At 72.6% G+C, this 25,618-nt stretch carries 21 protein-coding genes; 7 read left to right on the top strand and 14 right to left on the bottom strand.

Features of this window, described 5'->3' with window-relative positions; genetic code table 11:
- Positions 1-451 precede the first annotated feature (451 nt).
- Entirely contained in the window at positions 452-2,518 is a 2,067-nt protein-coding gene (locus tag QUY26_RS37970) for a M6 family metalloprotease domain-containing protein (RefSeq protein WP_289954879.1), read from the top strand.
- Between the two features lie 127 nt (positions 2,519-2,645).
- The gene (locus QUY26_RS37965; protein ID WP_289954877.1) at positions 2,646-3,176 is read left to right on the top strand and encodes a hypothetical protein; all 531 of its coding nucleotides are present in this window, start codon (positions 2,646-2,648) and stop codon (positions 3,174-3,176) included.
- Positions 3,177-3,193: 17 nt separating this feature from the next.
- Here the strand turns inward: QUY26_RS37965 and QUY26_RS37960 are convergent, their stop codons facing one another.
- Both QUY26_RS37960 and QUY26_RS37955 read right to left on the bottom strand, forming a co-directional pair.
- On the bottom strand, positions 3,194-3,580 hold the full coding sequence (locus QUY26_RS37960; protein ID WP_289954875.1) for a hypothetical protein: 387 nt from the start codon (positions 3,578-3,580) through the stop codon (positions 3,194-3,196).
- A gap of 249 nt (positions 3,581-3,829) precedes the next feature.
- Positions 3,830-4,324 (bottom strand): hypothetical protein, encoded by a 495-nt coding sequence (locus QUY26_RS37955; RefSeq protein WP_289954873.1) that lies wholly within the window; start codon positions 4,322-4,324, stop codon positions 3,830-3,832.
- Between the two features lie 500 nt (positions 4,325-4,824).
- Between QUY26_RS37955 and QUY26_RS37950 the strand changes: the two genes are divergently transcribed.
- Positions 4,825-5,727, top strand: a complete 903-nt coding sequence (locus QUY26_RS37950) for a class I SAM-dependent methyltransferase (RefSeq protein ID WP_289954871.1) — start codon at positions 4,825-4,827, stop codon at positions 5,725-5,727.
- A gap of 53 nt (positions 5,728-5,780) precedes the next feature.
- On the opposite strand, the gene QUY26_RS37945 is transcribed toward QUY26_RS37950, so the two are convergent.
- Entirely contained in the window at positions 5,781-6,341 is a 561-nt protein-coding gene (locus QUY26_RS37945; RefSeq protein ID WP_289954869.1) for a hypothetical protein, read from the bottom strand.
- Positions 6,342-6,465: 124 nt separating this feature from the next.
- Here QUY26_RS37945 and QUY26_RS37940 point away from each other — a divergent pair, with 124 nt between their 5' ends.
- The gene (locus QUY26_RS37940; protein WP_289954867.1) at positions 6,466-7,398 is read left to right on the top strand and encodes a MerR family transcriptional regulator; all 933 of its coding nucleotides are present in this window, start codon (positions 6,466-6,468) and stop codon (positions 7,396-7,398) included.
- Entirely contained in the window at positions 7,395-9,161 is a 1,767-nt protein-coding gene (locus QUY26_RS37935) for an MFS transporter (RefSeq protein WP_289954864.1), read from the top strand. Before QUY26_RS37940 ends, QUY26_RS37935 begins: the two co-directional genes overlap by 4 nt.
- A 297-nt stretch (positions 9,162-9,458) precedes the next feature.
- Here QUY26_RS37935 and QUY26_RS37930 read toward each other — a convergent pair whose 3' ends face one another.
- Positions 9,459-10,919 (bottom strand): MFS transporter, encoded by a 1,461-nt coding sequence (locus QUY26_RS37930; RefSeq protein WP_289954863.1) that lies wholly within the window; start codon positions 10,917-10,919, stop codon positions 9,459-9,461.
- Positions 10,916-11,863 (bottom strand): nucleoside hydrolase, encoded by a 948-nt coding sequence (locus tag QUY26_RS37925; protein ID WP_289954860.1) that lies wholly within the window; start codon positions 11,861-11,863, stop codon positions 10,916-10,918. Before QUY26_RS37925 ends, QUY26_RS37930 begins: the two co-directional genes overlap by 4 nt.
- A gap of 240 nt (positions 11,864-12,103) precedes the next feature.
- Between QUY26_RS37925 and QUY26_RS37920 the strand changes: the two genes are divergently transcribed.
- On the top strand, positions 12,104-13,141 hold the full coding sequence (locus QUY26_RS37920; protein ID WP_289956370.1) for a LacI family DNA-binding transcriptional regulator: 1,038 nt from the start codon (positions 12,104-12,106) through the stop codon (positions 13,139-13,141).
- Positions 13,142-13,264: 123 nt separating this feature from the next.
- A complete protein-coding gene (locus QUY26_RS37915) occupies positions 13,265-14,080 on the top strand; it encodes an SAM-dependent methyltransferase (protein ID WP_289954857.1) in 816 nt (271 codons plus the stop codon).
- Positions 14,081-14,505: 425 nt separating this feature from the next.
- Here the strand turns inward: QUY26_RS37915 and QUY26_RS37910 are convergent, their stop codons facing one another.
- The 9 genes from QUY26_RS37910 to QUY26_RS37870 all read right to left on the bottom strand — a co-directional run bounded on the left by QUY26_RS37910 (position 14,506) and on the right by QUY26_RS37870 (position 25,522).
- On the bottom strand, positions 14,506-15,831 hold the full coding sequence (locus QUY26_RS37910; protein ID WP_289954855.1) for a deoxyguanosinetriphosphate triphosphohydrolase family protein: 1,326 nt from the start codon (positions 15,829-15,831) through the stop codon (positions 14,506-14,508).
- Between the two features lie 60 nt (positions 15,832-15,891).
- Positions 15,892-16,533: a GrpB family protein gene (locus QUY26_RS37905; protein ID WP_289954854.1), complete on the bottom strand. Its 642-nt coding sequence runs from the start codon at positions 16,531-16,533 to the stop codon at positions 15,892-15,894.
- A 407-nt stretch (positions 16,534-16,940) separates the two neighbouring features.
- Positions 16,941-17,591 (bottom strand): DoxX family protein, encoded by a 651-nt coding sequence (locus QUY26_RS37900; RefSeq protein ID WP_289954853.1) that lies wholly within the window; start codon positions 17,589-17,591, stop codon positions 16,941-16,943.
- A 283-nt stretch (positions 17,592-17,874) separates the two neighbouring features.
- The gene (locus QUY26_RS37895) at positions 17,875-18,414 is read right to left on the bottom strand and encodes a GNAT family N-acetyltransferase (protein WP_289954851.1); all 540 of its coding nucleotides are present in this window, start codon (positions 18,412-18,414) and stop codon (positions 17,875-17,877) included.
- A gap of 157 nt (positions 18,415-18,571) precedes the next feature.
- The gene (locus tag QUY26_RS37890) at positions 18,572-18,799 is read right to left on the bottom strand and encodes a ferredoxin (RefSeq protein WP_289954849.1); all 228 of its coding nucleotides are present in this window, start codon (positions 18,797-18,799) and stop codon (positions 18,572-18,574) included.
- Entirely contained in the window at positions 18,799-20,034 is a 1,236-nt protein-coding gene (locus QUY26_RS37885; protein WP_289954847.1) for a cytochrome P450, read from the bottom strand. Before QUY26_RS37885 ends, QUY26_RS37890 begins: the two co-directional genes overlap by 1 nt.
- Before the next feature lie 296 nt (positions 20,035-20,330).
- Complete coding sequence (locus QUY26_RS37880) at positions 20,331-20,984, bottom strand: maleylpyruvate isomerase family mycothiol-dependent enzyme (protein ID WP_289954845.1); 654 nt, start codon at positions 20,982-20,984, stop codon at positions 20,331-20,333.
- 184 nt (positions 20,985-21,168) lie between these two features.
- Positions 21,169-23,433 carry an excinuclease ABC subunit UvrA gene (locus tag QUY26_RS37875; RefSeq protein WP_289954843.1) on the bottom strand — a complete coding sequence of 755 codons (2,265 nt, stop codon included), beginning with the start codon at positions 23,431-23,433 and terminating at the stop codon, positions 21,169-21,171.
- A gap of 184 nt (positions 23,434-23,617) precedes the next feature.
- The gene (locus QUY26_RS37870) at positions 23,618-25,522 is read right to left on the bottom strand and encodes a PucR family transcriptional regulator (RefSeq protein ID WP_289954841.1); all 1,905 of its coding nucleotides are present in this window, start codon (positions 25,520-25,522) and stop codon (positions 23,618-23,620) included.
- Positions 25,523-25,618 lie beyond the last annotated feature (96 nt).

Raw genomic sequence — 25,618 nt, 5'->3', positions numbered from 1 at the left:
TCCCTCGCGCCCGGGTTCGCCCGCACCCGTCGTCCGTACCCGCGACGCCCGTACCCGCGACGCCCGCGCCACGAGCAGCCCGCGCCCCGCGAGCGCGATCACCGCGCTGTCCACCACCCGCTGCGCCCCACCGGGGGCACGCCACGTCGCAGACGTCCAGGGCCGCGGGCTCCCCCCGCCGCCGTGGACCGCCTGAACCGCATCTGCACGCCAACCACCCCCTGGACCAACGGACTTGACGGCAGTGTCGCCGCGCGGTGGCGGCCGCAACCCCCGGGCCGGGCGCTTCAGAGGAACACTTGAGCTGCACGCCCGCGCGAGCGGAACGGCCCGCGCATCACCGGGCAGACCCGTCCCAAAAGCCTGTTGACTCCCCAGCGGGCCCAGGCGGAAAGTACCGCTGACCGGCTTGTCATGTTCTTGTCCACACCCCTCCGGCAAGAGGTGAGCCTTGTTCCTCCGCCGCACACCCATACGACGCGCGAGAACGACGCACCCCCGAGCCCGCCGCGCGGTTCTCCTCGCCGCGCTCCTGGCCCTCGTCCTGTCCCCGCTCGCCGCCGTCCCCGCCCAGGCCGACCCTGAGCCCTCCGGCGGCCACCCGCTCGTCCAGCCGATCGACCCGCAGCGCTGGCAGAACCCCGACGACATGACGTGGGCCGACTACCGCTCCGTCCCCGGCACCGACTGGACCAACCCCGACCTGGAGCCGACGAAGCGGACGTTCAAGGGCGCCCTGGTCCTTCTGGACTACCCCGACGAGGAGTTCACGGTCACCAAACCGGCGGGATCAAGCCTGTTCGGCAATCCGCAGCCCAGCGCGTCGAACGTGCCGCGCAGCCGCGTTCCGTCGTTCTACCGGGACTTCCTCAACAAGCCGGGCGCGCTGAATCGGGGTCACACCATCAACGAGTACTGGATGGAGGACTCCGGCGGACGCATCGGCGTCGACCTGACGTCCTTCGGCGTCTACCGCATGCCGCACAAGTCCTTCCAGTACGGCATCGAACCCCAGATGAATCCGGGCGCCTGCCCGACCGGCTTCAGCTGCGGCAAGGACATCCGCGCCGACGGCAAGGCGGCGTGGGTCGCCGACGTGGGCGAGGCCGAGACCGCGAAGTACGACTTCATCTTCTATCTCACCGCCGGGCAGGACGAGTCGTCCGTCTGGCAGGAGTTCGGGCAGATGAAGTTCGCCTCCCCGCAGGACGTGCCCGCGAAGTGGGGTCCGCCCGCGCCCATCTCCACCGGGGGCAACTCCGCCAACACCCGTTACGTGCCGTGGACTTCGTGGGCGGCCGCCGCCCGCATCTGGCCGAACGCCTCCGGCGGCTCCTCCACCCAGGCCGAGAGCTCCGGGATGGCCGTGTACGCCCATGAGCTGAGCCACATCCTCGGCATCGCCGACAACTACAACAACCCCTACGGCACGCCGACGCGCCGCGCCTACACCGGCATCTGGAGCATGCTGTCGCGCGGCTCCTTCAACGGCCCCGGCGGCCCGCACACCCGCTGGCAGATCCCGGCCGCCCACGGCGCGTCCATGGGTTCCCAGCACATCCTGCGGGACAAGCTGAAGCTCGGCATCGTCGACGAGAAGAACGTGCTGCGCCTGGACCGCGACGCGCTCAAGGACTCCGGCACGGTCGTCGCGCGCGTCACCGCGCGCTCCGCGCCCCCCGGTGACAAGGGCCTCAGCGGCGTCAACATCGCCATGAACCGCGATCTGTCCCCGGCCTGCGACACCGCCACCGATCCCCTGTGCGACGGCGGCGGCTACAACAACTACACCGTCGAGGTCGTCGACCGCATGGGCATGGACTCCTTCACGCCCGACAACGGCGTCCTGCTCAGCAAGACCAAGAACCAGGACCGCGCCCCGTTCGCCTGGGTCGTCGACTCCCACCCCGAAGACATCGACATGGTCGACTTCAAGCGCCCCGACGGCAGCACGCAGAAGATCACCATGGGCGACTACCGGCAGCTCAGCGACGCGCTCCTGCACGCCGGAGCCGGTTCCGGCAGTGAGTACGAGTACGTCGACCGAGCCAACCGCCTGCACTTCTACGTCCTGGACCTGCACCGCACCCGCGCCGGTGTGCTCTCGTACACCGTCGCCGTGAAGTCCCTGGACGGCGCGGGCCCGCAGCGCCGCGGCGCCGACCTGAGCCGCGGCCACGCCAAGGGCGACCCCGACCGCCGGGCGGTGTGCTCCTTCGACCTGGAGAACACCGGGCGCGCGCGGCCGCCGCAGTCCGGACACCCGGAGAACCCCAAGGCCATGGGGCGATATCTGACCTCCGACGTCTACCGGCTCAGCGCCACGTCCTCCGCCCGCGGCTGGTCGACCTGGCTGCCGAACCGGCTCGCGACCGCGAAGGCGGGCGGCTCCGTCGAGGTCGACGTCGCCGTCAAGGCGCGTCCCGGTGCCGAGCGGCACAACCGCGTCACGCTCACCGCCCGCTCGGAGAGCGACCCGGGCAAGACCGCGACGGCTGTCTGCAAGCTCAGGAAGTAGCCGCGAGGGGCGGTCGGCACAGCGTCGTGGCCGACCGCCCCCGCGTGCGCGTGGTCGTCGTCACCCCTCGGGACGGGCTCCCTCAGCGCCCGTTCCTCCTAGGCTTACGCCTGGAAAGGTGGGAATGATGGACATACCAAACGTCGTCGGGGACTGGCAGGAGTATCAGTCACAGGAGTGGGCGGGGCTGCGCGTGCGGGTGCACCACCTCCGCAGGGCCACACCGCAGCGCGGCCGCGACGAGGACGCCAAGGGCCTGACGTACGTCGCGTTCGACGTCACCTTCGACAACCGCGGCTCCACGTACTTCGCCATCGACCTGCACGATCACCCGCGCCACTACGACGTCCGCGTCGGCAGGGACGGACACGGCGCGTTCGTCGACGAGTTCGCCGGCGCCGCTGTCCGTGACTTCAATCTGTACCCGCAGCGCCGCGTCACGGCCACGCTGTACGCCGCCGCGCCCGCCGCGAAGCTCAAGCAGCTGGACATCCAGATCAGCCCGTCGATCGACGGCGAACCGGCGTTCGGCTACGTGTGGTCCGGTGGTCTGGGCGTCCACGAGGGCTCCACCCGCACCGGCGGCCGGGCCTCGTCGGCCAGGTCCGGGGTCGCCAGCGAGGTGGAGCGGTTCCTCCAGGACAGCTCGGGCGACTGAGGCGACGGTCGCCCTCGTCAGTTGGTGATGGTCACGCAGGGCAGCCCCACGCTCGCCCCGCCGCGGAAGCCTTCGGCGCAGAGCCGGGTGCCCGCCGGGAAGTGCCGCTGGGGGTAGGCCTGGTCGCGGTACGTCCTGAACTTGGCGACGTCCTCCACCTTGGTGCTGGCGGACCAGCCGTTGGTGGTCCACACGCGCGCGGAGATGCGGTTCGGCTGGTTGGTGTTGGTGACGGACACCTCGACCCGGCCGAGGTAGGTGCCCGAGTCGTACGTCTCGATGCAGACCGAGTGGTTGCACCACTTGCCGTCAGCGACGGCCGAGGGTCCGGCGACGATGACGCAACCGAGCGCGGCGACCACGGCGGCCACCCCGGCGGCGACCTTCTTGGTGAGCTTGTACATGCTGAGCACTCCTTCGAGCGTGTCCCTCATGGCCCCTCGGCGAGGCACTGGGAGCTGACGATTCGGGTCCCTCTGATCGGGCCGGGAGCTGTCCGGTGTCCCCGGACAGGGCGGCCCAGGCAGACCAACGCGGGGCAAGATCATGAGTTACGCCGAAACACAGCGGAGCCCGGTCGACCGAGGTCGACCGGGCTCCGCTCATGTCGTCAGGAGATCAGGGCAGCGCCCCGGCCCTCCCTCGGGCTGAGGTCAGCGACCCCAGGTGCCCTGCTTCACCGCGCAGTTCCAGCCGTTGCCGCGGACGGTGAACTTCACCTTGTAGGACCTGGTGCTCAGCAGCCGCGTGCGCACCTGAACGCCGAGGCTCGCCTTCTTCTTCAGCGTCTTGGTGTGGACGGAAACGGTCTTCGACGTCTTGCGGGTGACCTTGCCGCCCTTCGCCTTGGCGCTGCCGAAGCGAATGTTCTTCACGTTGGTCACCGTGAAGGTGACCTTCTTGAAGCTCTTGGTGCTCTTGTTCTTCAGGCCGAAGTACAGGCCGTTGCCGGTGACCCAGCCGTTCGAGTTGGTGTAGAACCTCGACGTGTAGACGATGTCGATCGGGCAGCCGGCGCTCCGCGGCGCGACCTTGGAAGCGGACGGGGCGGCGACCGGTCCTTCGGACGCGGACGCGGCACCGGCGAGGCCGAGCTGAGCGGCGGTGATGGCCCCGGCGGTGGCCAGGACAGCGGCGGACGTGCGCATGCGGTTCACTACGGTGTTACCTCTTCCCCCTGTGGCCCCTTGTGGGACCGACTGACAGCACAATGCGATGCGTTTCGCGCCGGACGATTCACGTCCCTGCGGCGCGCCCCGTATTCCTAGCACGAGGACGCCACAGGAGAACAAGTCAGCCAACGCGTCACCGCCGCACCGTGACAGAAGCCGGACAATCGTAAGGCACTCCGAGGTGTACTCGGGAACGGGTTCCGGAGGGACCCTTTCCGAGGTGATTCCGGCGAACTTCCAGGGTCGGCTTCCTCGGCCCTTTCCCTGCCGCGCGCCTCTGCGCGCTCTCCATATCCCTTCCGGAGACCCGCACGGAATGCGATTGCAATGGCTAATTCCCACCCCTCGTGGGGGTGTCGGGCGTGGCTTGACTGCGTCGTCACGGGGGCCTCCGTGGCGGGTGGAATGGACGGGTGCACGGGAACGGACCTGTCCGCGCGGGCCCGGCGGCCCGCACCTGTCCGGAGGAGACCGCCTTGGCAACGAACCCGACGACGAACGCACGCGCCGCGAACGGCACTTCGCACCCCACCCCCGACGACGTCGGGGCGATGTACGACCAGTTCGGTGATCTGCTCGCCATGACGATCGGGTCGGCGGCCCTGCACATCGGCATGTTCGTGCCGCACGGCGAGCCCACGCCCGTCACGTCGCTCGTCGGCCTCGCCGACCTCGCGCAGGACCGGCAGACCGAATTCCTCATCGACACCCTGCACGGCGCCGTCGGCCCCACCCGGGCCCCGCACTTCCTGGACATCGGCTGCGGCACCGGCGGCCCCGCCCTGCGCCTCGCGGAGCGGACCGGCGGCCGGGTCCGCGGCATCACCGTCAGCAAGACCCAGCTGGCCCGCTGCGAGGACCGGCGCCGCGGGCACCCGGCGGGCGAGCGCGTCGACTTCGCGTACGGCAACGCCATGGACCTCAGCCACGCCGACGCCTCCTTCGACGCGGCCTGGTCGATCGACTGCGTCCCCCATCTCACCGACCGGCCCGCCGCGCTGCGCGAGGCCCTGCGGGTGCTCAGGCCCGGCGGGCACCTGCTCTTCACGGAGTTCGCGCTGCGGGGCACGCCCACCGAGGAGCAGTCGTCGGCGTACACGCGCCTGTGGACCTGTCCGCCGCTGCGGCCCTTCACCACCCTCGTCGGCGAGATCGAGGAGACCGGCTTCCGGATCGTGCGGGCGCAGGACATGACGGCCAACGCCGTGCTCTGCGCCGAGCTGATGTCGACCCTGTACCAGGACCGGCGTACCGAGATCGAGGAGCGCTTCGGCAAGGAGGCACTCACCCACACCGATCCGCTGATGGGCCCCTACCGCTCCTTCTGCCGGGACCACTTGGACTACTACCTGATGCTGCTGCGCAAGCCGGCGGCGTAGGGGCCCTGACCGGGGCGGCACCTCACCCGGCCGCGCACCCCGCACCCATCGGGCTACCCGTAGGCCTCCACCACCTCGTCGAACGTCTCCAGGAGACCGAGGAACGGCTCCCGCCCCCAAGCGCCCACCGCAAGCGCGGCCGCCAGGACGGCGGCCCCGTGCGCACACCCCACTCCGTCCTGCCCCCACGCCCGCAGCCCCTCGTCGTCCCCGTCGGCCCAGGCCCGCACCGCCTGGGACACGGCGAGTTCGTGGTGGGGCGGACCGGCCGCGGCGATGGCGTCGGCCGCGCGGGCGACGTCCGACGGGGTGAGGGTGCGCGGCGCCGACAGGACGATGCCGACGACCAGGCGCAGGATGTCCCCGGTGACGAAGGGAAGTTGGCGTACGGCACCGGGGTCCGCGCCGTCGAGGGCGGCGGCGACCCCGGCGGCGTCCTCGCGCGCGTAGGCCCGCACGAGCGCGAGCCCACACCGCGCGGCCTCCCGCCCGGCCGGGTCACCGGGCGGGACCGCCCTCTCCCCGGCCCTCTCCCCCACCCCCACCTCCACCTCATGCTGCTCTGCTGCCGACAGCGCCCCGTACGGGTCCAGCCGCGAGCGGTACGACTCCATGCCCCATCCCCTTTCCCAGGACGTACCTCGATCCTGCAACCTCAAGTGCGCTCAAGGTCAAATCGGCCTCGGGGGCCGCGGAGCCGCTTGAGTCTCCCGTGGGGGGAGACTGCAAGGTGGGCCCATGAGCGACGAAGTGCTGTACTCGATCGGTGAGCTGGCCCGGCGTACCGGGCTGACCGTCAAGACGATCCGGTTCTACTCGGACCGGGGCCTCGTCGAGCCGACGGACCGGAGTCCCGGTGGCTACCGCCGCTACGGCACCGAGGCCGTCGCCCGGCTCGAACTCGTGCGGACCCTGCGTGATCTGGGCCTGGATCTCGACACGATCCGCAAGGTGGTCGAGCGCGAGCTGACGCTCGCCGAGGTCACGGCGGCGCACGCCGAGGCGCTCGACGTGCAGATCCGCGGGCTGCGACGGCGGCGTGCCGTGCTGACTGCGGTGGCACGGCGCGGCTCCACCCCCGAGGAGCTGGATCTCGTGCACCGGCTCGCCAAGCTCTCCGAGGCCGAACGGCGCTGCCTCATCGACGACTTCCTCTCCTCCGTCTTCGACGGCCTGCACGCGCACCCGGAGTTCGTCGGCGTGCGGCAGTCGTTGACACCTGAGTTGCCCGCAGATCCCGGGGTGGAGCAGATCGAGGCGTGGGTGGAGCTGGCCGAGCTGTTCCAGGACCCCGGCTTCCGCGCCGGCCTGCACGGGATGGCCCACGACCTGGCGGCCGACCGGGCCCCGGACGACACCACCGGCCTGCCCCGCATCCTCGCCGACGCCCTGCGCACACGGGTCGGCCCCGCCCTTGCGGCGGGCATCGCCCCGGACGGCCCCGAGGCCGGGCCGGTCGTCGCCGACCTCACGGCCCACTACGCGCGCATACTCGGTGGCCGCCTCGACCCCGACGACCTGCGCCGACGGCTCCTGTCCCGCCTGGAGGGCATGAACGACCCCCAGCGGGACCGGTATCTGGAGCTGCTCGCCGTCGTCAACGGCTGGCCCCCACCGGACAGCCTCGCCCCGGTCCTCGACTGGTGCGTCGCGGCACTCCGCGCGCGGTGACCCCGCCATCGGCATCGGCATCGGCATCGGACGAGCCGACCGAGGCCACGGAGTCCACAGGGCCCGCGACGCCCGCAGACCAGCGGGCCGGACCCGGCGCGCACCGCACCCCGTCCGGCTGTCGCGCGCTCCGCGAGGTCCCCGGCTTCTGGCGGATCGCGGCGACCGGCATGCTGTCGAAGCTGCCCACGAGCATGACCTCGCTCGGCCTACTGCTCCTGATCAGCCGTCACCACTCGTACGGAATCGCCGGGTTGGCGATGAGCTGTGCGGCGATCGGGCAAGGGCTCACGGCTCCGGTGCGGGGGCGGCTCGTGGATCGCCGCTCCCACCGTCCGGTGCTGCTGTGCTGTCTCGCCGGGCAACTCGGGGTCGGCACGGTCCTGGTCGTCGTCGTACGGGAGCGGGGTTCGCCCCTTGGACTGCTCGCGCTCGCGGCGCTCCTCGGGGCCTGTACGCCGCCGGTCGCCGTCATGATGCGGGCCGTCGGGCAGGGTGCCGCGGGCCACGTCGTCGGTACGGCGATGGCGCTCGACTCGGCGATGACGGGTGCGGCGCTGATCGTCGGGCCCGCGCTCGCGGGCTGGCTCAGCGTGTCGGTGTCACCGGACGCTCCGCTCATCACGGTGGCCGTGCTCTCGGCCGCGGCGGTCTGGTCGCTTACGGGGCTCCCGGCCGCGCCACGACCGGTCGCGCGGCGCGGGCAGGGGGTGGGGGCACTGGGGCCGCCGGGGCTGTGGGGGCCCCTGCGGAGCGCGCCGCTGCGCCGCCTCCTCGCCGTGGACGGCCTGTTCGTGTGCGCCGTCACCGGCATGGACGTGGTGCTGCCGAGCTACGCGCGCGAGCACGGCACGGCGGCGTACGCGGGGTGGTGTCTCGCTGCCCTGTCCGTCGGGAGCGTCGTGGGCGGTCTGGTCCTGGGGGCCGTGCCCGCCCTGTGGGGAGGTCCCGGGCGCCGGCTCGGAGTGCTGCTGTGCGTCTTCGCGGCGGGCGCGGGCGCGTTGGCCTGCGCGGCACGCGTCTCGCCGCCGGTCGTGCTGCTCGTCTGCCCGGTGGCCGGGCTCGCCATCGGCTCCGTCTTCGCGGCGCTGCGGACGACTGGCGGGGACCTCGCGCCGGAGGGACGCATCACCGAGACCATGTCGTGGCTGAGCACCCTCGACCTCGCGGGAGGGGCCGTCGGGGCGGCGGTCTTCGCGCAGGTCGCGGCGGAGGCGGGGAGCGGACCGGCGCTGATCGCGGTGGCGGGGGCCGCCGTGCTCGCCACCGCGGTGGGCCGGCTTCCGGTACGCGCCCCTCAGGCGAGCCACGCCTCCGGGTCCCGATGCCGCCCGAGCCCGACCGCCGCGAACTCGTCCTCGGCCGCGCCCGCCACCACCCCAAGCCGCCGCAGCGCCTGGGAGATCGGGCTCCCGGCGGCGGGAAGGGCTTGCCCCTCCCCCAGCCGGAGGGGCCCCAGGGCGAGCCCGCCTTCGTCCCACACGGCGGCCTGCTGCTCGCCCACGCCACCGAAGTACTCGGCTTCCACATACGCCACAGGACCCGCGGCCGACCAGTTCGCGAGGAGAACGCCGGAGCCGCCCGGCAGCCGCCGGAATCCTGGGAGGCGCACGGGTCCACCGTCCGTGACGGCGTCGAAGAGCGCCTCGGTCATCGGCATGAGCGACAGGCCCTGGCCGAGCGGCGCGAGGCGGGCGGCGGCCACCTCGCGCGCGGCGCCACGCAGCAACTCGCTGTCGGCGATCACCGCGTGCAGTTCGTAGCCCATACCAACTCCCCCTCCGCAGCCCGCCGGTGCGAGGCCCATCCTGCCCCACGGGCTCATGGCGCCCGCCCCGGCACCGGCGCCGAACCCGCACGCACGCGGGCGCCCCACCCGCCGAGCGGATGGGGCGCCCGCATCACAGGGATCGCACCGCTGGGGTCACGCTGCTGAGGTCACACCCCTGCGGTCACACCGCTGAGGTCACACCGCTGGGACCCGTCGCAAAGAGCACGTCGCAGAGACCGCCTCACCACGCTCCTCCCACCCTGGGCGCGCGGCCGCAGGCCCTCCGGCCTCACTCGTGTGCCTCCGCCTCCACCGGCTTGGGGATCAGGAAGGACGTCAGGAACGCCGCCCCGATGAGGGCGACCCCGGCGATCATGGCGGCCGAGTAGCCCGCGGTGGACGTCTTGTCGGACGGTTCGACGGCGGTCTGGACGGCGTACAGGAGGGCGAAGCTCAGGCCCGCGCCGAGGTTGAAGGCGCCGGCGTTCAGGCCCGGCAGGAAGCCCGGGTTCTCCTTCGGGGAGAGGACGATGCCGAGGCCGTTGAGGACGATGTTGCCGACTCCCGCGTAGGTGACGCCGATGAGGACCGACGAGACGAGCAGGAGCGCGCGGGAGTCCGCCTGGAGGGTCACGAGCATCAGGGCTACGGTCGCGGCCGAGCCGACGAGGCCGAGGCGCAGGACCTTGCCGTAGCCGTGGGTGGCGGCGAGGCGCCCGGCGAGGGGGCCCATGGCGAGGCCCGCGAGGGCGTACGGGGTGAGGGTCCACCAGGCCGACGTCTCGGCGCTCATCCCGAACCCGGCGTCCGCGTTCTGGGCGAAGGCGGGGATCAGGCCGTTCATGACGGCGAAGACGCCCGTCATCGTCAGGACCGTGGTCAGGAGCAGTGCCCACGTGGAGCGCCGGCGCAGGTGCCGGGTCGCGACGAGGGGGTGCTCGCTGCGGTCCTCGGCGCGCCAGAACGCGGCGAAGGCGAGCGCGGCGACGACGGCGAGCACGGCCACGAGCGGCCAGTCGGCCTTGCCGAGCTTTCCGGCTTCGTTGAGGGCGATGAGGGCCGCGCCGACGGAGACGACGAGGAGCGCCACGCCCGGCCAGTCCATGCGGTTGTCGGCGCCGGAGGCGCGAGCCGTGGACTCCGGGGTGAGGGTGACGACGAGGACCATGGCGAGTCCGGCGACGACGGCCATGACCCAGAAGACGGACTGGAAGCCGTAGTGGTCGGCGAGGGAGCCGCCCGCGATGGAGTCGACGCCCGCGATGCCGCCGTTGACGGCGGTGATGACGCCGAGGAGCGTGCCGTACCGCTTCGGCTCGTGGACCTCGTTGCGCAGCATGATCAGGCAGAGCGGCACGGTCGGCCCGGACACGCCCTGGATGACGCGGCCGACGAACAGCATGGGCACGCTCTGGGCGAGGGCGGCCACGACGCAGCCGACGGCCATGAGCGCCATCATCGCGGCGAGGACGCGGCGGCGGCCGATGAGGTCCCCGAGGCGGGGCAGGAAGAGCGAGAACAGCGCGGCGGACGTGAAGAACGCCGTCTGGGTCAGGCCGACCTCGGCGGAGGTCGCGTCGAGGGAGTCCTCGACGCTCTTGAGGGCGGGGCTGAGCATGCTCGCGTTCAGCTGGAAGGCGAAGCAGGCCGCGAGGAGCGCGGTGACGAGGACCCATACACGGACGGGTCGGCCGGGTCGGCCGCCGGGAGAGGCGGCGGACGGTGCGGGTTCGGCGAGGGAGGCGTTCACGCGGGCACGTCCCCGATCCGCTCGAGGGCGTCCACGACCAGGTCCCAGAACCGCTCGTGGTCCAGGTCGACGGCGACCTGGGTGCGACAGTCGGCGGGGGCGGGCGCGCGGAAGTCCGCGACCGTCATGCCGAGGGTGAGGGTGCCGGTGAGCTCGATGTCCACGGGTGCCTTGCGTACGGTCATGACGCTCGGGTCGATGACGTACGCGACCGCGCACGGGTCGTGCACCGGAGGGTGCTCGAAGCCCTGGGCCTCGCGGTAGGCGGCGCCGAAGAAGTCGAGAAGTTCGCCCACGAAGACGGCGGGGCGGGTGCCGACCCCGGCGATGCGGCGGGTGACCTCCGGGGTCGCGAGGGCCTGGTGCGTCAGGTCGAGGCCGACCATCGTGACGGGCCAGCCCGCGTTGAAGACGATGTGCGCGGCCTCGGGGTCGATCTTGATGTTGAACTCGGCGACAGCGCTCCAGTTGCCCGTGTGGTAGCCGCCGCCCATGAGGACGACCTCGCGGACGCGCTCGGCGATGCGCGGCTCCTTGCGCACGGCGAGGGCGATGTTCGTCAGGCCCGCGGTGGGCACGATGGTGATCTCGCCGGGCTCGTGCGCCATGACCGTGTCGATGATGAGGTCGACGGCGTGGCGGGGGTCGAGGTCCAGGGTCGGCTCGGGCAGGACGGGGCCGTCGATGCCGCTCTCGCCGTGGATCTCGGGGGCCGTCTCGACCGTGCGCACCAGGGGGCGGGGGCAGCCGGCGGCGAAGGGGACGCCGGTGATGTCGGCGATGCGGGCGACGGAGAGGGCGTTGCGGGTGACCTTCTCCAGGGTCTGGTTGCCGACGACCGTGGTGACCGCGACCAGTTCGACGTCCGGGTTGCCGTGCGCGAGGAGCATGGCGATCGCGTCGTCATGTCCGGGGTCGCAGTCGAGGATGATCTTTCGGGCCATCGGCGGAACCTCTTTGTTCGGCTGAGCTGCCACCGCGGAGCGGCGCTCGGGAAAACGTTCTCCAAAGACTTTCCGGAGGAGTATAAATTCTGTCAATGACCTGCGGCACTTCCCGATCCACGCGCCGTGGCGCGCGCCTGCCCCAACCTCCCACCGGGGCGAAAGAATCCCTGGTCGCCAACGGCAGCCGTTGATAACGTTTTCCGAAACGCACCGAAGGGGGACCGAGACGTGGCCGACATGACACTGCGGGACGTGGCCCGGGCCTCCGGCTGCTCCGTCGCCACCGTCTCCCGGGTCCTCGCCGGGACCCGCCCCGTCGGTCCGGAGACGGCGCGCCGCGTCCGCGAGGCCGCCGAGGCCCTCGGCTACCGCCCCAACCAGGCCGCCCGCGCCCTGCGCGGCCGCTCCACCGGCACCGTCGGCCTGGTCCTGCCGCAGATCACCAACCCGTTCTACCCCGCCCTGGTGCGCGAGCTGACCCACGCCCTGCACGCCGAGGGCCGCGCCGTGCTGCTCGCCGACTGCGACGACGACCCCGGGGCCGAGGCCGAGTACATCGACGACCTGCTGAGCCGCCGCGTCGACGCCCTCCTCGTCATCCCGGCCGACGAGCACCGCAGCCGGGACGCGGTCGCCGCGGCCGCCGCCCGGGTGCCGCTGGTCCTGATGGACCGCGGCTGCGGCCCGGGCATCGCCGACTCCGTGGCGGTCGACAACGCCGCGGGCATGTCCCTCGTCCTCGGTCATCTGGCGGCGACGGGCCGCCGCCGCGTCTGCTATCTGGGCGCCGCCGGGACGGCGTCGGCAGCGGCCGAGCGGCACGCGGCGTACGCGGCCGGGGCCGCCCTCCTCGATCCGGGCGCGCCCGGACGGGTCGCGCTCGGCGGTTTCTCCGTGGAGTGGGGCCGGGCCGCCGTCGACCTGGTGTGGGACGCCCGGCCGGACGCGCTGGTGTGCGCCAACGACCTCATCGCGGTCGGCGCGCTGCAGCGTCTGCAGCAGCTCGGCGCGGACGTGCCCGGCGACATCGCCGTCACCGGCTTCGACGACATCCCGATGGCCGCGCTCGCCGCCCCCGGCATCACGACGGTCCGCCAGCCCGTCGACGAACTGGCCGCGGAGGCGACGCAGTTGCTCAGCCGCCGCCTCGCCGGGCGCAGCGAGGCCCCGCAGCGGGCGATACGGCTCGCACCGGAGCTGGTCGTACGGGAGTCGAGCGCGCCGGGGACCGGCGAGCGGAGCGGCGGCGCGGTCGCGACGGATCCGGAACGCTGACGTCCGCCCGCCCATGCCCGAGACCGCCCGCGCGGGAGCGTGTACCGGTGTCCCCGACAAGGTCATCGGGACGTACCTTGTGCGGTGAGACAGTTCACGCCACGGCAGAAGACGGACGGTGCCATGACCGACCCCTCGACGACGCCCGGCCCGGCCGCGCAACCGCACATCGACACGTCGGTGCCGCACTCGGCCCGGATCTGGAACTACTGGCTGGGCGGGAAGGACAACTACCCCGTCGACGAGGCGGCCGGCGACGCCTACAGCGCCGTCTACCCCGGCATCGTCACCATCGCCCGCAGCAGCCGCGCCTTCCTGGCCCGCAACATCACGTACCTGGTCGAGGAGGCGGGCATCCGGCAGTTCCTGGACATCGGGACCGGCCTGCCGACCGTGGACAACACCCACGAGGTGGCGCAGCGCCTCGCCCCCGAGACCAGGATCGTCTACGCCGACCACGACCCGATGGTCCTCGCGCACGCCCGTGCCCTGCTCACCTCGACGCCGGAGGGCGCGACAGCCTACGTGGACGCCGATCTCGCCGACCCCGACCGCATCCTGGCGGCCGCGGCCGAGACGCTGGACTTCAGCCGCCCCACCGCCCTGATCCTCAGCAACATCCTGGGCCACATCGCCGACTACCAACAGGCACGCACCATCGTCGCCCGCCTCCTCGACGGACTGCCCTCCGGCAGCTACCTCTCCGTCAACGACGGTTCGCGGGGCGTCGACGCCGACTACGAACAGGCCCAGGACGCCTACAACGAAACCGGCGCCGTCCCCTACTACCTGCGCCCCGTCGACCAGATCGAGGCCTTCTTCGACGGCCTGGAACTCCTGGACCCCGGCGTCGTCTCGGTCCCCTTCTGGCGCCCGGCCCCCGGGTCCCCCGCTCCGGTGGCCATCGGCGAGCACGGGGGCCTCGCGCTCAAGCGGTGACGCCCAGGCCCGGCTGACGCGCACAGCGCTCAGCAGTCGGGTCAGGCACGCAGAGGGTGCGGATGGTGATCAGCTCGGGCTCGTGGGACGCTTCCGGATCACCGCCGGAGGTGACGAACGCGCTGTCCGGCGGCGTGATGGTGGGGCCAAGTCAGCCCGCCCCGCCCTCACCTCGATGCGCGTCCACTACTACCTGGTGACCGGCGACTCGAGTACCGCCGCGCACGTCTCGACGCACGCCTGCCGACGCCACGGACACCACGATGGCGATGCGGTGGCCGGCCCTCACCGTCGTGGACCTGCTCGAAGCGGCGGAGTACGACGCGCTCGACCGCGGTCTCGACCGGACCCGCGAGAGTACAGGGCGGAGCCGCGGGCGACCGCCGACCGCCTCGCGCAGCAGGAACGCCCGGCGGCTCGGACGCTCACAGCCACCCTGCGTCGCTCACGGATCCCAGGCTGGTGCCCGACAGACGGCGGTGCAGAGTCGTGGCCTGGCCCTCGGTCAGGGACGCGACGTGGTCGGCCGCGGCCCGCAGCGGGTCGCCGTGCAGCTCCAGCTCCTCGGCCCGGTCGGTGGGCAGGAGTCCGGGCGACTCATGGGTCCAGCGCAGCAGTTCGGAGACGACACGTCGCTTTCCGTGCTGCTGGGTGGCGAGGGCCGGGCGGTCGATGACGTAGCACCAGACCAGCTCCTTGAGCAGGTCGCAGGCGGCCCGGCGCTCGGCGGGGACGACGAGCCGCGCCCCGTGCCGGATCGCCGCCGGGCCGCCGACCTCGAGGTCGATGTCCCGGGTGAAGTGGTCGATCAGCTTGGCGGTCCGGGCGTTGACGGCGACGTCGTCCGCGTGCCGCCCCGCGTAGGGCCCCGGCACCGAAAGGGCCTTGGCGATGTCGGCGAGCAGGCTCACCGCCTCGTCCCGGTCGAAGGCGGCACCGGCGCGCAGCCGCTTGGCCTGCACGTAGTCCAGGAAGCGCCGCGTCTCGCGCTCGGTGTCGCCGCCCGCGGCCCCCGGCGGCGGGAAGAGCGCGGCGAGCGGGATCAGCCCGGTGCGGTAGAAGTCCTCCACGTCGTGGCAGGCGTACGTGACGTCGTCGGCCCAGTCCATGACCTGCTCCTCGACCGGCACCGCGTCGTCGCCGCGGCCCGCCCGCACCCAGGCGAACGCCTGCCGGTCGACCGCGTAGACACCCCACTTGGTGTGCCGTGCGGGGTCGACGTCGCGCGGCGCGCGTTCCCAGGGGTACTTGGTCGCGGCGTCCAGGCAGGCCCGGGTCAGGTGCAGGCCGCGGTGGCCGGGGTACTTGTGCGCGGCCAGGAAGGTGAGGATGTGCAGGGTCTGCGCGTTGCCCTCGAAGCTGTCGAGCGCCCCGCCGACGGCGCGCAGCTCGTCCATCGTCGCCCGCAGCGCGGTCTCGCCGGCGTGGCCGAAGGGCGGGTGCCCGATGTCGTGCGCCATGCAGGCCGCCTCGACGAGCGCCGGGTTGGGGCCGCCGTAGCGCCGCTCCAGACGCTCGGCCATCCTCCGCCCGAGCTGGGCGACCTTCATCGAGTGGGTCAGCCTGGTGTGGTAGGCGCCGAGTTCACCGCTGGCGACGACCTGGCTCTTGCCCGCGAGCGCGCGCCACTGCGTGGAGTACAGGATCCGGTCGACGTCGTGCTCGAACCCCGAGCGCTGGCCGTCGTCCGCGACCCTTCGCCGCAGGGAGTGCTGTTCGAGGTCTTCGTCGCTGTAACGAGCCGGTCGCATGACGCGATGGTAGTCCCCGCGGTCGTCCGTGACCGGGGAACAGGGGCCAGTGCTCGGCGCTCAGCGCTCGGCACCCGGCCCTTCGGCATCCCGTGCGCCCGGCTCGTCGGCACCCGGCGGGTCGACGGCCTCCTCGCCCGCGCCCGCCGCCCTCGCCAGGATCTCCTCGACCACGCCCGTCTTGGCGTCGGCGTAGTTCTGCAGGTACTCCCATGTCCGCTCCGCCAGCGCCCTCTTGGTACGGGCGTACAGATCACGGTCGTCGTCGTGGGCGCGCAGCCAGTCCCGGAACCGGAGCATGCGAGCGGTCTCCTCGCAGCCGGCCGGGAACACGTGCAGGTTCGCCGACGCGGCGCCGGGCGCGAGGTCGTACCGGCGCAGCACTCGGTGTTGGTACCAGTCGGGCTCCCGGATGGCGAGGGTGTAGCCGAGCTGTTCGAGCACGGGCACGTACGTCGCCTCCTCCCCCGGGTCCGGGACAGTCAGGAGCATGTCGATGACCGGCTTGGCGGGCAGACCGGGCACCGACGTGGACCCCACGTGCTCGATCGTGTGCCGGAGGTCCGTGAGCGCGCCGCCGACGCGTGCGGCCTCGGCGGCGAAGACCAGGGGCCAGCGGGGGTCGTGGTCAACGAGCGTGACCCGGCCGTTGAGCTTGGGCGCGGTGCCGACGTTGGCGGCGTGGATCTCTTCGGCGCCCATGGCCCGGTAGGGCGGACTACCTGCCTCCCCGCGTGGTGTGCGCAGGGCGAAGGCGGATCCCTGTACCGGCCCCGCCCCGGGATCGATCGGTTTCTCACGGCGCCCCACCCGGCTTCACCCTCCCCCTCAGCGAACTCTGCCACCCAGCCCATCACAGCCGGCGCGTCGGAGAGAAGGCCTCGGCAAGCGGGGCTGAATCAACAGCCGCGACCGACCGCGGCGCACCGCGTCATCGACCTCGCGGCCGAGGCGCACCACGTCACCGTCCTCCGTTCGGGCCGCATCACGTTCAGCGGCACTGCCGACGGCTTCCTGGCCCACGGCCCGGCGGACGTGACCCCGGGCCGGGTCGCGGAAGCCGCCTGCAGTGCCTTGGGCACGGGAGCGCGGGGGCAGCCGTGACCGCCTCAGTCGCGGAGCACCACCAGCACGAACGCCGCCGACACCGCGCCGAGCACAACGGCCGCGACCCCGCGTGCGAACCGGTGGTCCCGCAGGACCGGGAGGAGTTCGTCGGCGGCGAGGCGGCCGGGCCCCGCGAGGGCCACCGACACCGCGCCGGCCAGGAGCACGATGTCGTACTCGACGCCCTCGGGGCTGAAGAAGCCGCCGCCCCACTTCACGGCCATGGCGTTGAGCATGATGCCGAGGATCCCGGCGCCCGCGAGCGGGGTGAGCAGGCCGATCGCGAGGCCCAGGCCGCACAGGGTCTCGGTGAGCGCGGCGACCCAGGCCATCGTCTTGGCGGCCTTGTAGCCGTCGGAGGCGAAGAAGGCCGCGGTGGCGTCGAGGCCGTTGCCGTCGAACCAGCCGAAGAGCTTCTGCGAGCCGTGGGCGGCCATGGTGAGGCCGACCGCGAGGCGCAGGACCAACAGGCCGACGTCAGCGCCGGGTTGGGGTCCGGCGGCGGCCGCGAGGGCGCGGCGGCGCGGGGTGCCCGTCGGTACGGAGGTGTGAGGAGAGGGAGACGGGGGCGGGGACGAGGAGTCGGCGGCGTGAGGGGAGGCGGCGGAGTGAGCCGGGTGAGCGGAGTGAGGGGGACGGGACGGTGAGGACATGCGTGATCTCTCCTTGTGCCGAGGGGGAAGGACGGGAACAGGGAGGAGAGGTCCCTCTGCGTGCTGAACGGCGCGCGGCGTGGCTCCCGCAAGCGGGACGTCCTGTCGGAGCCGAGGCGCCCGCCCCGGCCCGAGGGCGTACGCTCGCCCGCTCATGCCGACCGATGATAGGTCCAGACCAACTCGGTATGAAGCCCTCCGACCGTCACAGACCCCGGCCTGGCCCACTGCGGCCGGTTTTCGCCCCTCGCCGCTCCCCTTCTTCCTCCCGCCCCTCCCACGCCTACCGGAGAGGCGCGGCGGGCGGCGGCACGGGGCGTCGCATGCACACCCGGGGCCAGCGGTCCAGGCCGTGCGCGGCCTCCTTCTCCCGGACGGCCCGCAGCCCCGGGCCCAGCTCGGCGTCGTCGAGGAGCACGAAGCCGCACCGCGCGTAGTAGGGGGCGTTCCACGGCACGTCCCTGAAGGTGGTGAGGGTGAGCGCGGGGACCGCGTCGGCCGCGGCGCGGTCGGCGAGGTGGTCCAGGAGACAGCGGCCGATGCCGTGGCGGGCGTGGTCGGGGTGCACGGACACCTGCTCGACGTGCAGGTCGCCGTCGACGCGGTCGGCGAGGAGGTAGGCCACCGGCACCTCGGCGGGATCGGCGGGGTCCACGGCCACCCAGGCGAGCCCGGCCCGTCGGTGACCCGCGAGTTCGTCGAGGGTGGGCGGTGCGTCGTCGGCGATCTCCGGCATGCCGATGTCACGGAAGCAGCGACCGGCGGCCCGTTCGATGTCCTGGAGGCGGGTCAACTCACCGTGGTGCGGGGCTCGGATGCGCATCGCACCAGTGTCCCAGGCCAGGGCAGTGACCTGGCGTTCGGGCCAGGCAGGCGCGGCACGTACGCCGACGATCGGCCGGAGCCGTCGTGCCGCCCCCCGTCGGACTTCGGGGTCGGCACGGCGGTCTCCGCTCGGCCGCTCAGGCCTCGGTGGCCGCTCAGGCCTCGGTGTGCCGGCCCTCCCTCGGGAACGTCTCCGTGTGCAGGGTGATCGCCCGCACCGGGCAGGCCCGCGCCGCCTCCCGCAGCATCGGGTCGCCCGCCCCGTCCTCACTGCCGGGGAGCAGTTCGCTGAAGCCGTCGTCGTCCTGCGTGAAGACCTTCGGTGCCGTCAGGACGCACTGGCCCGCGCCGATGCACACGTCCGTGTCGATGGTGACGCGCATCAGCCGCGCCCCCAGGTGACGGGGAGTTCGACCAGGCCCTGGATCGTGTCGCCGGGCTTCATCCGGATCTCGGCCGCGGGGACGGCGAGCCGCAGGTCGGGGAGGCGGGCGAGCAGGGACCGCAGGGCGATCTCCAGTTCGGCGCGGGCGAGGTTCTGGCCGAGGCACTGGTGGATGCCGAAGCCGAACGCGAGGTGGTGCCGGGCACTGCGGCGCACGTCGAGGTCGTCGGGGTCGGGGTAGACGGCGGTGTCGCGGTTGATGGTGGAGGCGGCGAGGACCACGCCCTCGTCGGCGCGGATGGTCTGCCCGGCCACTTCGATGTCCTCGGTGGCGACGCGTACGAGCCCGTCCGCGATGGACAGGAAGCGCAGCAGTTCCTCGACGGCGTCGCGGGTCAGGTCCGGATCCGCGCGCAGAGCCGCGAGCTGGTCGGGGTGTTCGAGCAGGGTGAAGGTGCCGAGCGAGATCATGTTGGCGGTGGTCTCGTGCCCGGCGACGAGCAGGATGAGGGCGATGCGGACGAGTTCGTCGCGGTCCAGACTGCCGTCGCGCAGCCGTTCCCGGACCAGCTCGTCGAGTACGCCGTCGGGGGTGGCATCGGCCGCGGCGCCCGGACCCGTGCCGCCGTCGGCCGCCTTGGCCTTGCGGTCGACCAAGTCGCCCAGGTAGTCGAGGAGTTCGACGCGGCCCGCCTCCGACTCCTCGGCCGTGGCGCCCCGCAGGATGCGGCGGGCGGCGTCTTCGAAGAAGTCGTGGTCGGCGTACGGGACACCCAGGAGTTCGCAGATCACCATGGACGGCACGGGCAGGGCGAACGCGGAGACCAGCTCGGCCGGTGGCCCCTGGGCGACGACGGCGTCGAGGAGTCCGTCGACGATGTGCTGGATGCGCGGGCGCATCGCCGCCACCTGTTTCACCCCGAACGCGGGGATGAGCATGCGGCGTTGTTTGTTGTGCAGCGGGTCGTCGACACCGAGCAGGGCCAGGGGTTCGCGGCGGGAGAGCTCGAAGCGTGCGGCGATCATCGGGAAGGCGGGATTCTGCCGGTCGGTGGAGAGGCGGCGGTCGGTGAGGAGGGCCTGGGCCTCGGCGTGCCCGGTGACGAGCCAGGCCTCGGTGTTGTCGTAGAGGGTGACGCGGCTGACCGGGCCCTGACCGCTCGACGGCCGGTATCCGGCGGGCGGGTGGTAGGGGCAGGTGCGGTCCTGAGGGAAGGGGGCGGCTTGCGCCATGGGGGCCTCCGATGCGCTCGGACGGGTGGTGCGGTGTCCCGACCCTCACTTCATGCCCCATGCAAGCATCTGGGACATGCCCGGTTCGGCCAACTTCGCGCCGGACGCCCCCGAGTTCGGCATCACGGCCGGTTTGTGACGCTCCCCCGTGACCGTCGTACCCCATGACCTCGCAGGGGCCGCAGCTCTCCCCGGAATTCTTCGCGACAGTCGCTGACACGAATGGCGTGATCGCACCGGTCCCCCGCCACCGCCCCTCCCTTCCCGCCCCACAAGCACCGGTCGCGCGCGAGGCGCTAGAGCACCGCCGCCAGACGCGCGGCACCCGGCCCGGACACCCCCGCGAGCCCGGCGGGACGCCCGGTCGCCAGGAGGAGCAGGTCGGCCGCCGGGCCCCGCACCTCCTCCGCACCGGCCGCCCCGTCGCCCGTCGACCAGTCCGCGTCGGTGGCGATCAGGCGCAGGCCGCGCAGGCGCTTGCGGGCGCCGTAGAACGGGCTGCCCACGACGTGGTCGAGGGCCGCCGCCGTCGGCTCCGCGGGCATGGCTCTGGTGCGTCCGAGCGGGCGCGCGATGTCCTGTCCGTGGACGAGGAAGTCGACCAGGGGATCCGCGGGGGCCGCCATGGGGGCCCGGCGGGGCGACCCCGCCGTCTCCCGGATCTGGGCGATCAGTTCGGCGGGCGGGAACGCCGCCGCACGCCGCACGGCGAACTCGGCCTCCATGCGGTTCCAGTCCCCGCGGGCGCGCAGGGCGCCGCCGAGCACCATGCGCCACGTCGTGCGCGTGGACAGCGTCAGATGGGCGGCGACGTCCCGCACCGTCCAGCCCGCGCAGAGCGAGGGCGCCTTCCATTCGGCGTCGTCGAGATCGGCGAGGAGGTCGGCGACGCCGAGTCGCTCCGCCTCCACCCAGCCGAGCATCCGCTCCGCGTTCGTCCTCGTGCCCATGGCCACGCCTCTCCTCACCTCGAAGGCGCGGGACTCCGGCGGCACGGGGCCGCCGGAACCGCCGCGCGGGACGTGCAGGGATGACCGCTCGCACGCCGAGAAGTGAGTGGTCCATGGTCGTGTCCTGGGTCACACCCGGGTGTGGTGGGCGGGCCGCCGGTCGACGCCCCGCCCACCACGGCGATCAGGACCCGACGTATTCCCGGAGATGACGGGCCGTCAAGGTGTCGCCGTTCGTTACCAGTTCGGCGGGCGTGCCGGTGAAGACGATCTCGCCGCCGTCGTGGCCGCCGCCCGGGCCGAGGTCGATGATCCAGTCGGCGTGGGCCATGACGGCCTGGTGGTGCTCGATGACGATGACCGAGTTGCCGTCGTCGACGAGCCGGTCGAGGAGCGCGAGGAGCTTGTCCACGTCGGCCAGGTGCAGGCCGGTGGTCGGCTCGTCGAGGATGTACGTGGAGGACTTCTCGGCCATGTGGATGGCGAGCTTCAGGCGCTGGCGCTCGCCGCCGGAGAGGGTGTTCAGGGGCTGGCCGAGGCGCAGATAGCCGAGGCCGACGTCGGCGAGGCGGCCGAGGATGGTGTGCGGCTGGCCCGAGGGGAAGAAGTCGTACGCCTCGGCGATCGACATGCCGAGGACCTCGCTGATGTTCTTGCCGTTGAGGCGGTAGGTGAGGACCTCCGGGGTGAAGCGTTCGCCCTGGCACTCCTCGCAGACGGAGGCGACGCCCTGCATCATGGCCAGGTCGGTGTAGACGAGCCCGAGGCCGTTGCACTTGGGGCAGGCGCCCTCCGAGTTGGCGCTGAACAGGGCCGCCTTGACGCCGTTGGCCTTGGCGAAGGCGTTGCGGATCGGAGTGAGCAGGTTCGTGTACGTCGCCGGGTTCGAGCGGCGCGAGCCGCGGATCGGGGACTGGTCGGCGACCACCACACCGTCCCGCCCGGACAGATAGCCGTGGATCAGCGAGCTCTTGCCGGACCCGGCCACGCCGGTGACGACGGTGAGGACACCGAGCGGCACGTCCACGGAGACGTCCTTGAGGTTGTGCGCGTCGGCGCCCTCGATGGACAGGTGCCCCTTGGGGGTGCGGACGGTGTCACGGAGCCGGGCGCGGTGGTCGAGGTGGCGGCCGGTGAGGGTGCCCGAGGCGCGCAGGCCCGCCACGTCGCCCGTATAGCAGATCTCGCCGCCCGCCGTGCCCGCGCCGGGGCCGATGTCCACGACGTGGTCGGCGATCGCGACGACCTCCGGCTTGTGCTCGACGACGAGCACGGTGTTGCCCTTGTCGCGCAGGCGCAGGAGCAGGTCGTTCATGCGCTGGATGTCGTGCGGGTGCAGGCCGATCGTCGGCTCGTCGAAGACGTACGTGACGTCGGTGATGCTGGAGCCGAGGTGGCGGACCATCTTCACGCGCTGGGCCTCGCCGCCGGAGAGGGTCCCCGAGGGACGGTCGAGGCTGAGATAGCCGAGGCCGATCTCGGTGAGCGAGTCGAGCAGGTCGAGGAGGTTGGCGAGCAGCGGGGCGGTGCCGGTGTCCTCGATGGAGCGGATGAAGTCGGCGAGGTCGTTGATCTGCATCGCGGAGCACTCGGCGATGTTCACGCCGCCGATCCGCGAGGAGAGCGCCTCCTGGGTGAGGCGGGCGCCCTCGCAGAGCGGGCAATGCCGGAAGACCACGGCGCGGTCGACGAAGGCCCTGATGTGCGGCTGGAGTCCGTCGCGGTCCTTGGCGAGCCAGGTGCGCTGCATCTTCGCGACGAGGCCTTCGTACGTGAAGCCGTTGGAGCCGACCTTCACCTTGACCGGGCCTTTGTGCAGGAGGTCGGCCCACTCCTGCTCGGTGAAGTCCTTGAGCTTCTTGTCGGGGTCGTAGAAGCCGGAGTTGACCATGATCTGCCAGCTCCAGGAGTCCACCGCGTAGTACGGGAGGGTCAGGGCGCCCTCGTTGAGGGACTTCTCGCGGTCCAGGAGCTGGTCCACGTCGACGGTCGAGACCTCGCCGGTGCCCTCGCACTCGGGGCACATGCCGTCGGGCAGGTTGAAGCTGAAGGCTCCGGACGTGCCGATGTTCGGCTCGCCGAGGCGGCTGAAGATGATCCGCAGCATCGTGTACGCGTCGGTGGCGGTGCCGACCGTGGAGCGGGAGTTGGCGCCCATGCGCTCCTGGTCGACGACGATCGCGGCGCTGAGGTTGCGCAGCTCGTCGACGTCGGGGCGGCCCACGCTCGGCATGAACGACTGGATGAAGGCGGTGTACGTCTCGTTGATCAGGCGCTGCGACTCGGCGGCGATGGTGGCGAAGACGAGCGAGGACTTGCCGGAGCCGGAGACTCCGGTGAACACGGTGAGGCGCCGCTTGGGCAGGTCGAGGGAGACGTTCTTGAGGTTGTTCTCCCGCGCTCCGCGGACCTGGATCAGGGTGTGGCTGTCTGCGGGGGTGACCTTCACGGGGGCTCCTTGGTACGGCTCGCACAGCTGTCCGGCATGAATAGCGTACAGCGTACCCAGTCAGGGTGCGCGATGCCTCCGTTTTTCGTGAGCCTCCCGTGACGCTGTTCTTCGGGTGCGTCCTGTGCCGCGCCCCCCGGGGTCTCCTCGCGCCCCCCCCGTGACGCGAGGAGACCCCGGGGGGTCACGTCGCCTGCACCAGGACGCCGCGGGGCTCCGCGATCTCGACCTTCCCGGTCGCGACGTGCAGGGCGAACTGCAGGTCGCGCAGGCCGCTGAGGGACCCGAGGTCCCGGGACATGTGCGCCTCCAGGGCGCGCAGGTGGGAGCGCACGGTGGCCTCCGAGAGGCCGAGGGCCCGCGCGGCCGGCTCCAGGTGCGCCTCGTGGGTGAGCCACACCGTGGCGGTCGTGAGCAGGTCCCTGCGGTCACCCCTGGCCGACCGCAGCAGGGTGTCCGCCCACGCCGTGACCTGGGGCGAGGCGAGGAGGGACTGAAGGGTCGGCGCGTACGCGCCCGGCGTCAGGGACCGCGGCGGCTCCCGGTGCGTGACCAGCTCCAGGGCGAGGCCGACGGCTATCCGGTCGGCGACGGAGGCGAAGTCGACGCGCAGCGCCTCAGCGGCCCGGGCCACGCGGCGCGTGACGGTGTTGCGGTGCAGGTTCAGCCGCCGCGCGGCGACGGTGTAGGGGTGAGCGAGGGCCATCGACAGGGTCTCGCGCATCTGCTCCCACTGGCCGTCGTGGCGCATCAGGGGGTCGAGCAGCTCTCTCGCCCACACCTGCGCGTCGCGCGGCGGGAGCAGGCTGATCAGGTCCGTGTTCGGCGCGGCGAGCGCGGCCGCGTCCGGTTGCAGCAGGGCGAACCCCTGGGCGGCGCCGGCCTCCCGGAGCGCGTCGGCGAGCAGGGACATCGAGTAGACGCCGCTGCCGCCGACGGAGGCCTCGGCACCGAGGGCGGCGACCAGCCGCGTCAGGTCGGCGCCCACGCCGTCGTCGGCGCGGCCCGGGTGGACCGGCTGCACCACCAGGATCCGCCGGTCGGCGCGCGGGTCGGCGATCACCAGGGCGCGGCCCTCCATGGCGACCTCGCACCGGCGCACCGCGACGTCCCGGTGGGCGCACGGCACGTCGACGACGAAGACGCGGACGGTGTCGGCGTCGAGCAGACCGGGCGCCTGGGCGGCGAGCACCCTGCGGGCCTTGTCCACCTCGCCGTCGAGGAGGAGTTCCACCGCCGCCCTGCGGGCCGCGCGGGAGGTCTCCGCGGCCGCGCGGTATTCCCTGCGGGCCTGGTCGAGCAGGCCGAGCAGCTTCGCGGCGTGCCCGAGGAGGCGCACCTCCGCGTCGTCGAAGGGGGCCGTGCCGCGGGCGACGGCGAGGACCGTGCCCGCGCCGCGCGCGGGACCGAGGGATATGAGCCGGGTGTGCGGCCCGGACGTGCGGCCGGACGCCGCGCCGTCGACGGAGCTGTGGATGATCGCCGGGGCCAGCGCCTCGGCGGCCGTGGCCGGTGAGGCGGCGAGCACCCGGTGCGGGTCGCTGACGAGGACCTGCACCTGCAGGGCGCGGGCGAGCCAGTCCGTGATGCGCTGCATCGCGCGGGGGTCGGCGAGCTCGGACGGTACCTGCTGCACCAGCGTGCTCAGCTGGCTTGCGCGCCATTCGGCCCCGGCGAGGCGGCTCTCCTGGAGGCGGTGGCGCGTCTTGGCCCACTCCCGCAGCGGGCCGGTGGTGACGAGCACAGGGACGGAGAGCGCGTGGGACAGATCGCGGATCGGCTGGGGCAGCGGCTGGTGGGCGCCGGGCGGGACGCTCACCACGAGGCCGGCGCACTTGTCCAGGGCCAGTTGCTCCACGAGGGTCTCCAGGGCGACCTCCGCCCGGCCCCGGGAGCGGAACTGAAGCCCGGTGACCAGGACGAGGCATCCGGCATCGAGGCGCCGCTGGGGCTCGCCCTCCAGCAGCTGCGACACGGTGAGGGCCGTCAATCCGGCCACACCGACTGCCTCGAACCGGGCAGCGTCGACACCTCCGGCGAAGGCGAGCTCCAGCTCCGCCCTGCCGACCAGCATGCCCAGTGTCAGCATGTCATCTCCCCCTTCTGCCCGAGGAGTTGGTGATGTCCCTCGACGGGGCTCACAGCCGCATGGTGTGCCGACGCGCTCTCTCTCGGGCTCGCCGAC

This window comes from Streptomyces flavofungini (genome assembly GCF_030388665.1).
GTDB lineage: Bacteria > Actinomycetota > Actinomycetes > Streptomycetales > Streptomycetaceae > Streptomyces > Streptomyces flavofungini_A.
This window is presented reverse-complemented; position numbering and strand designations above follow the sequence as displayed.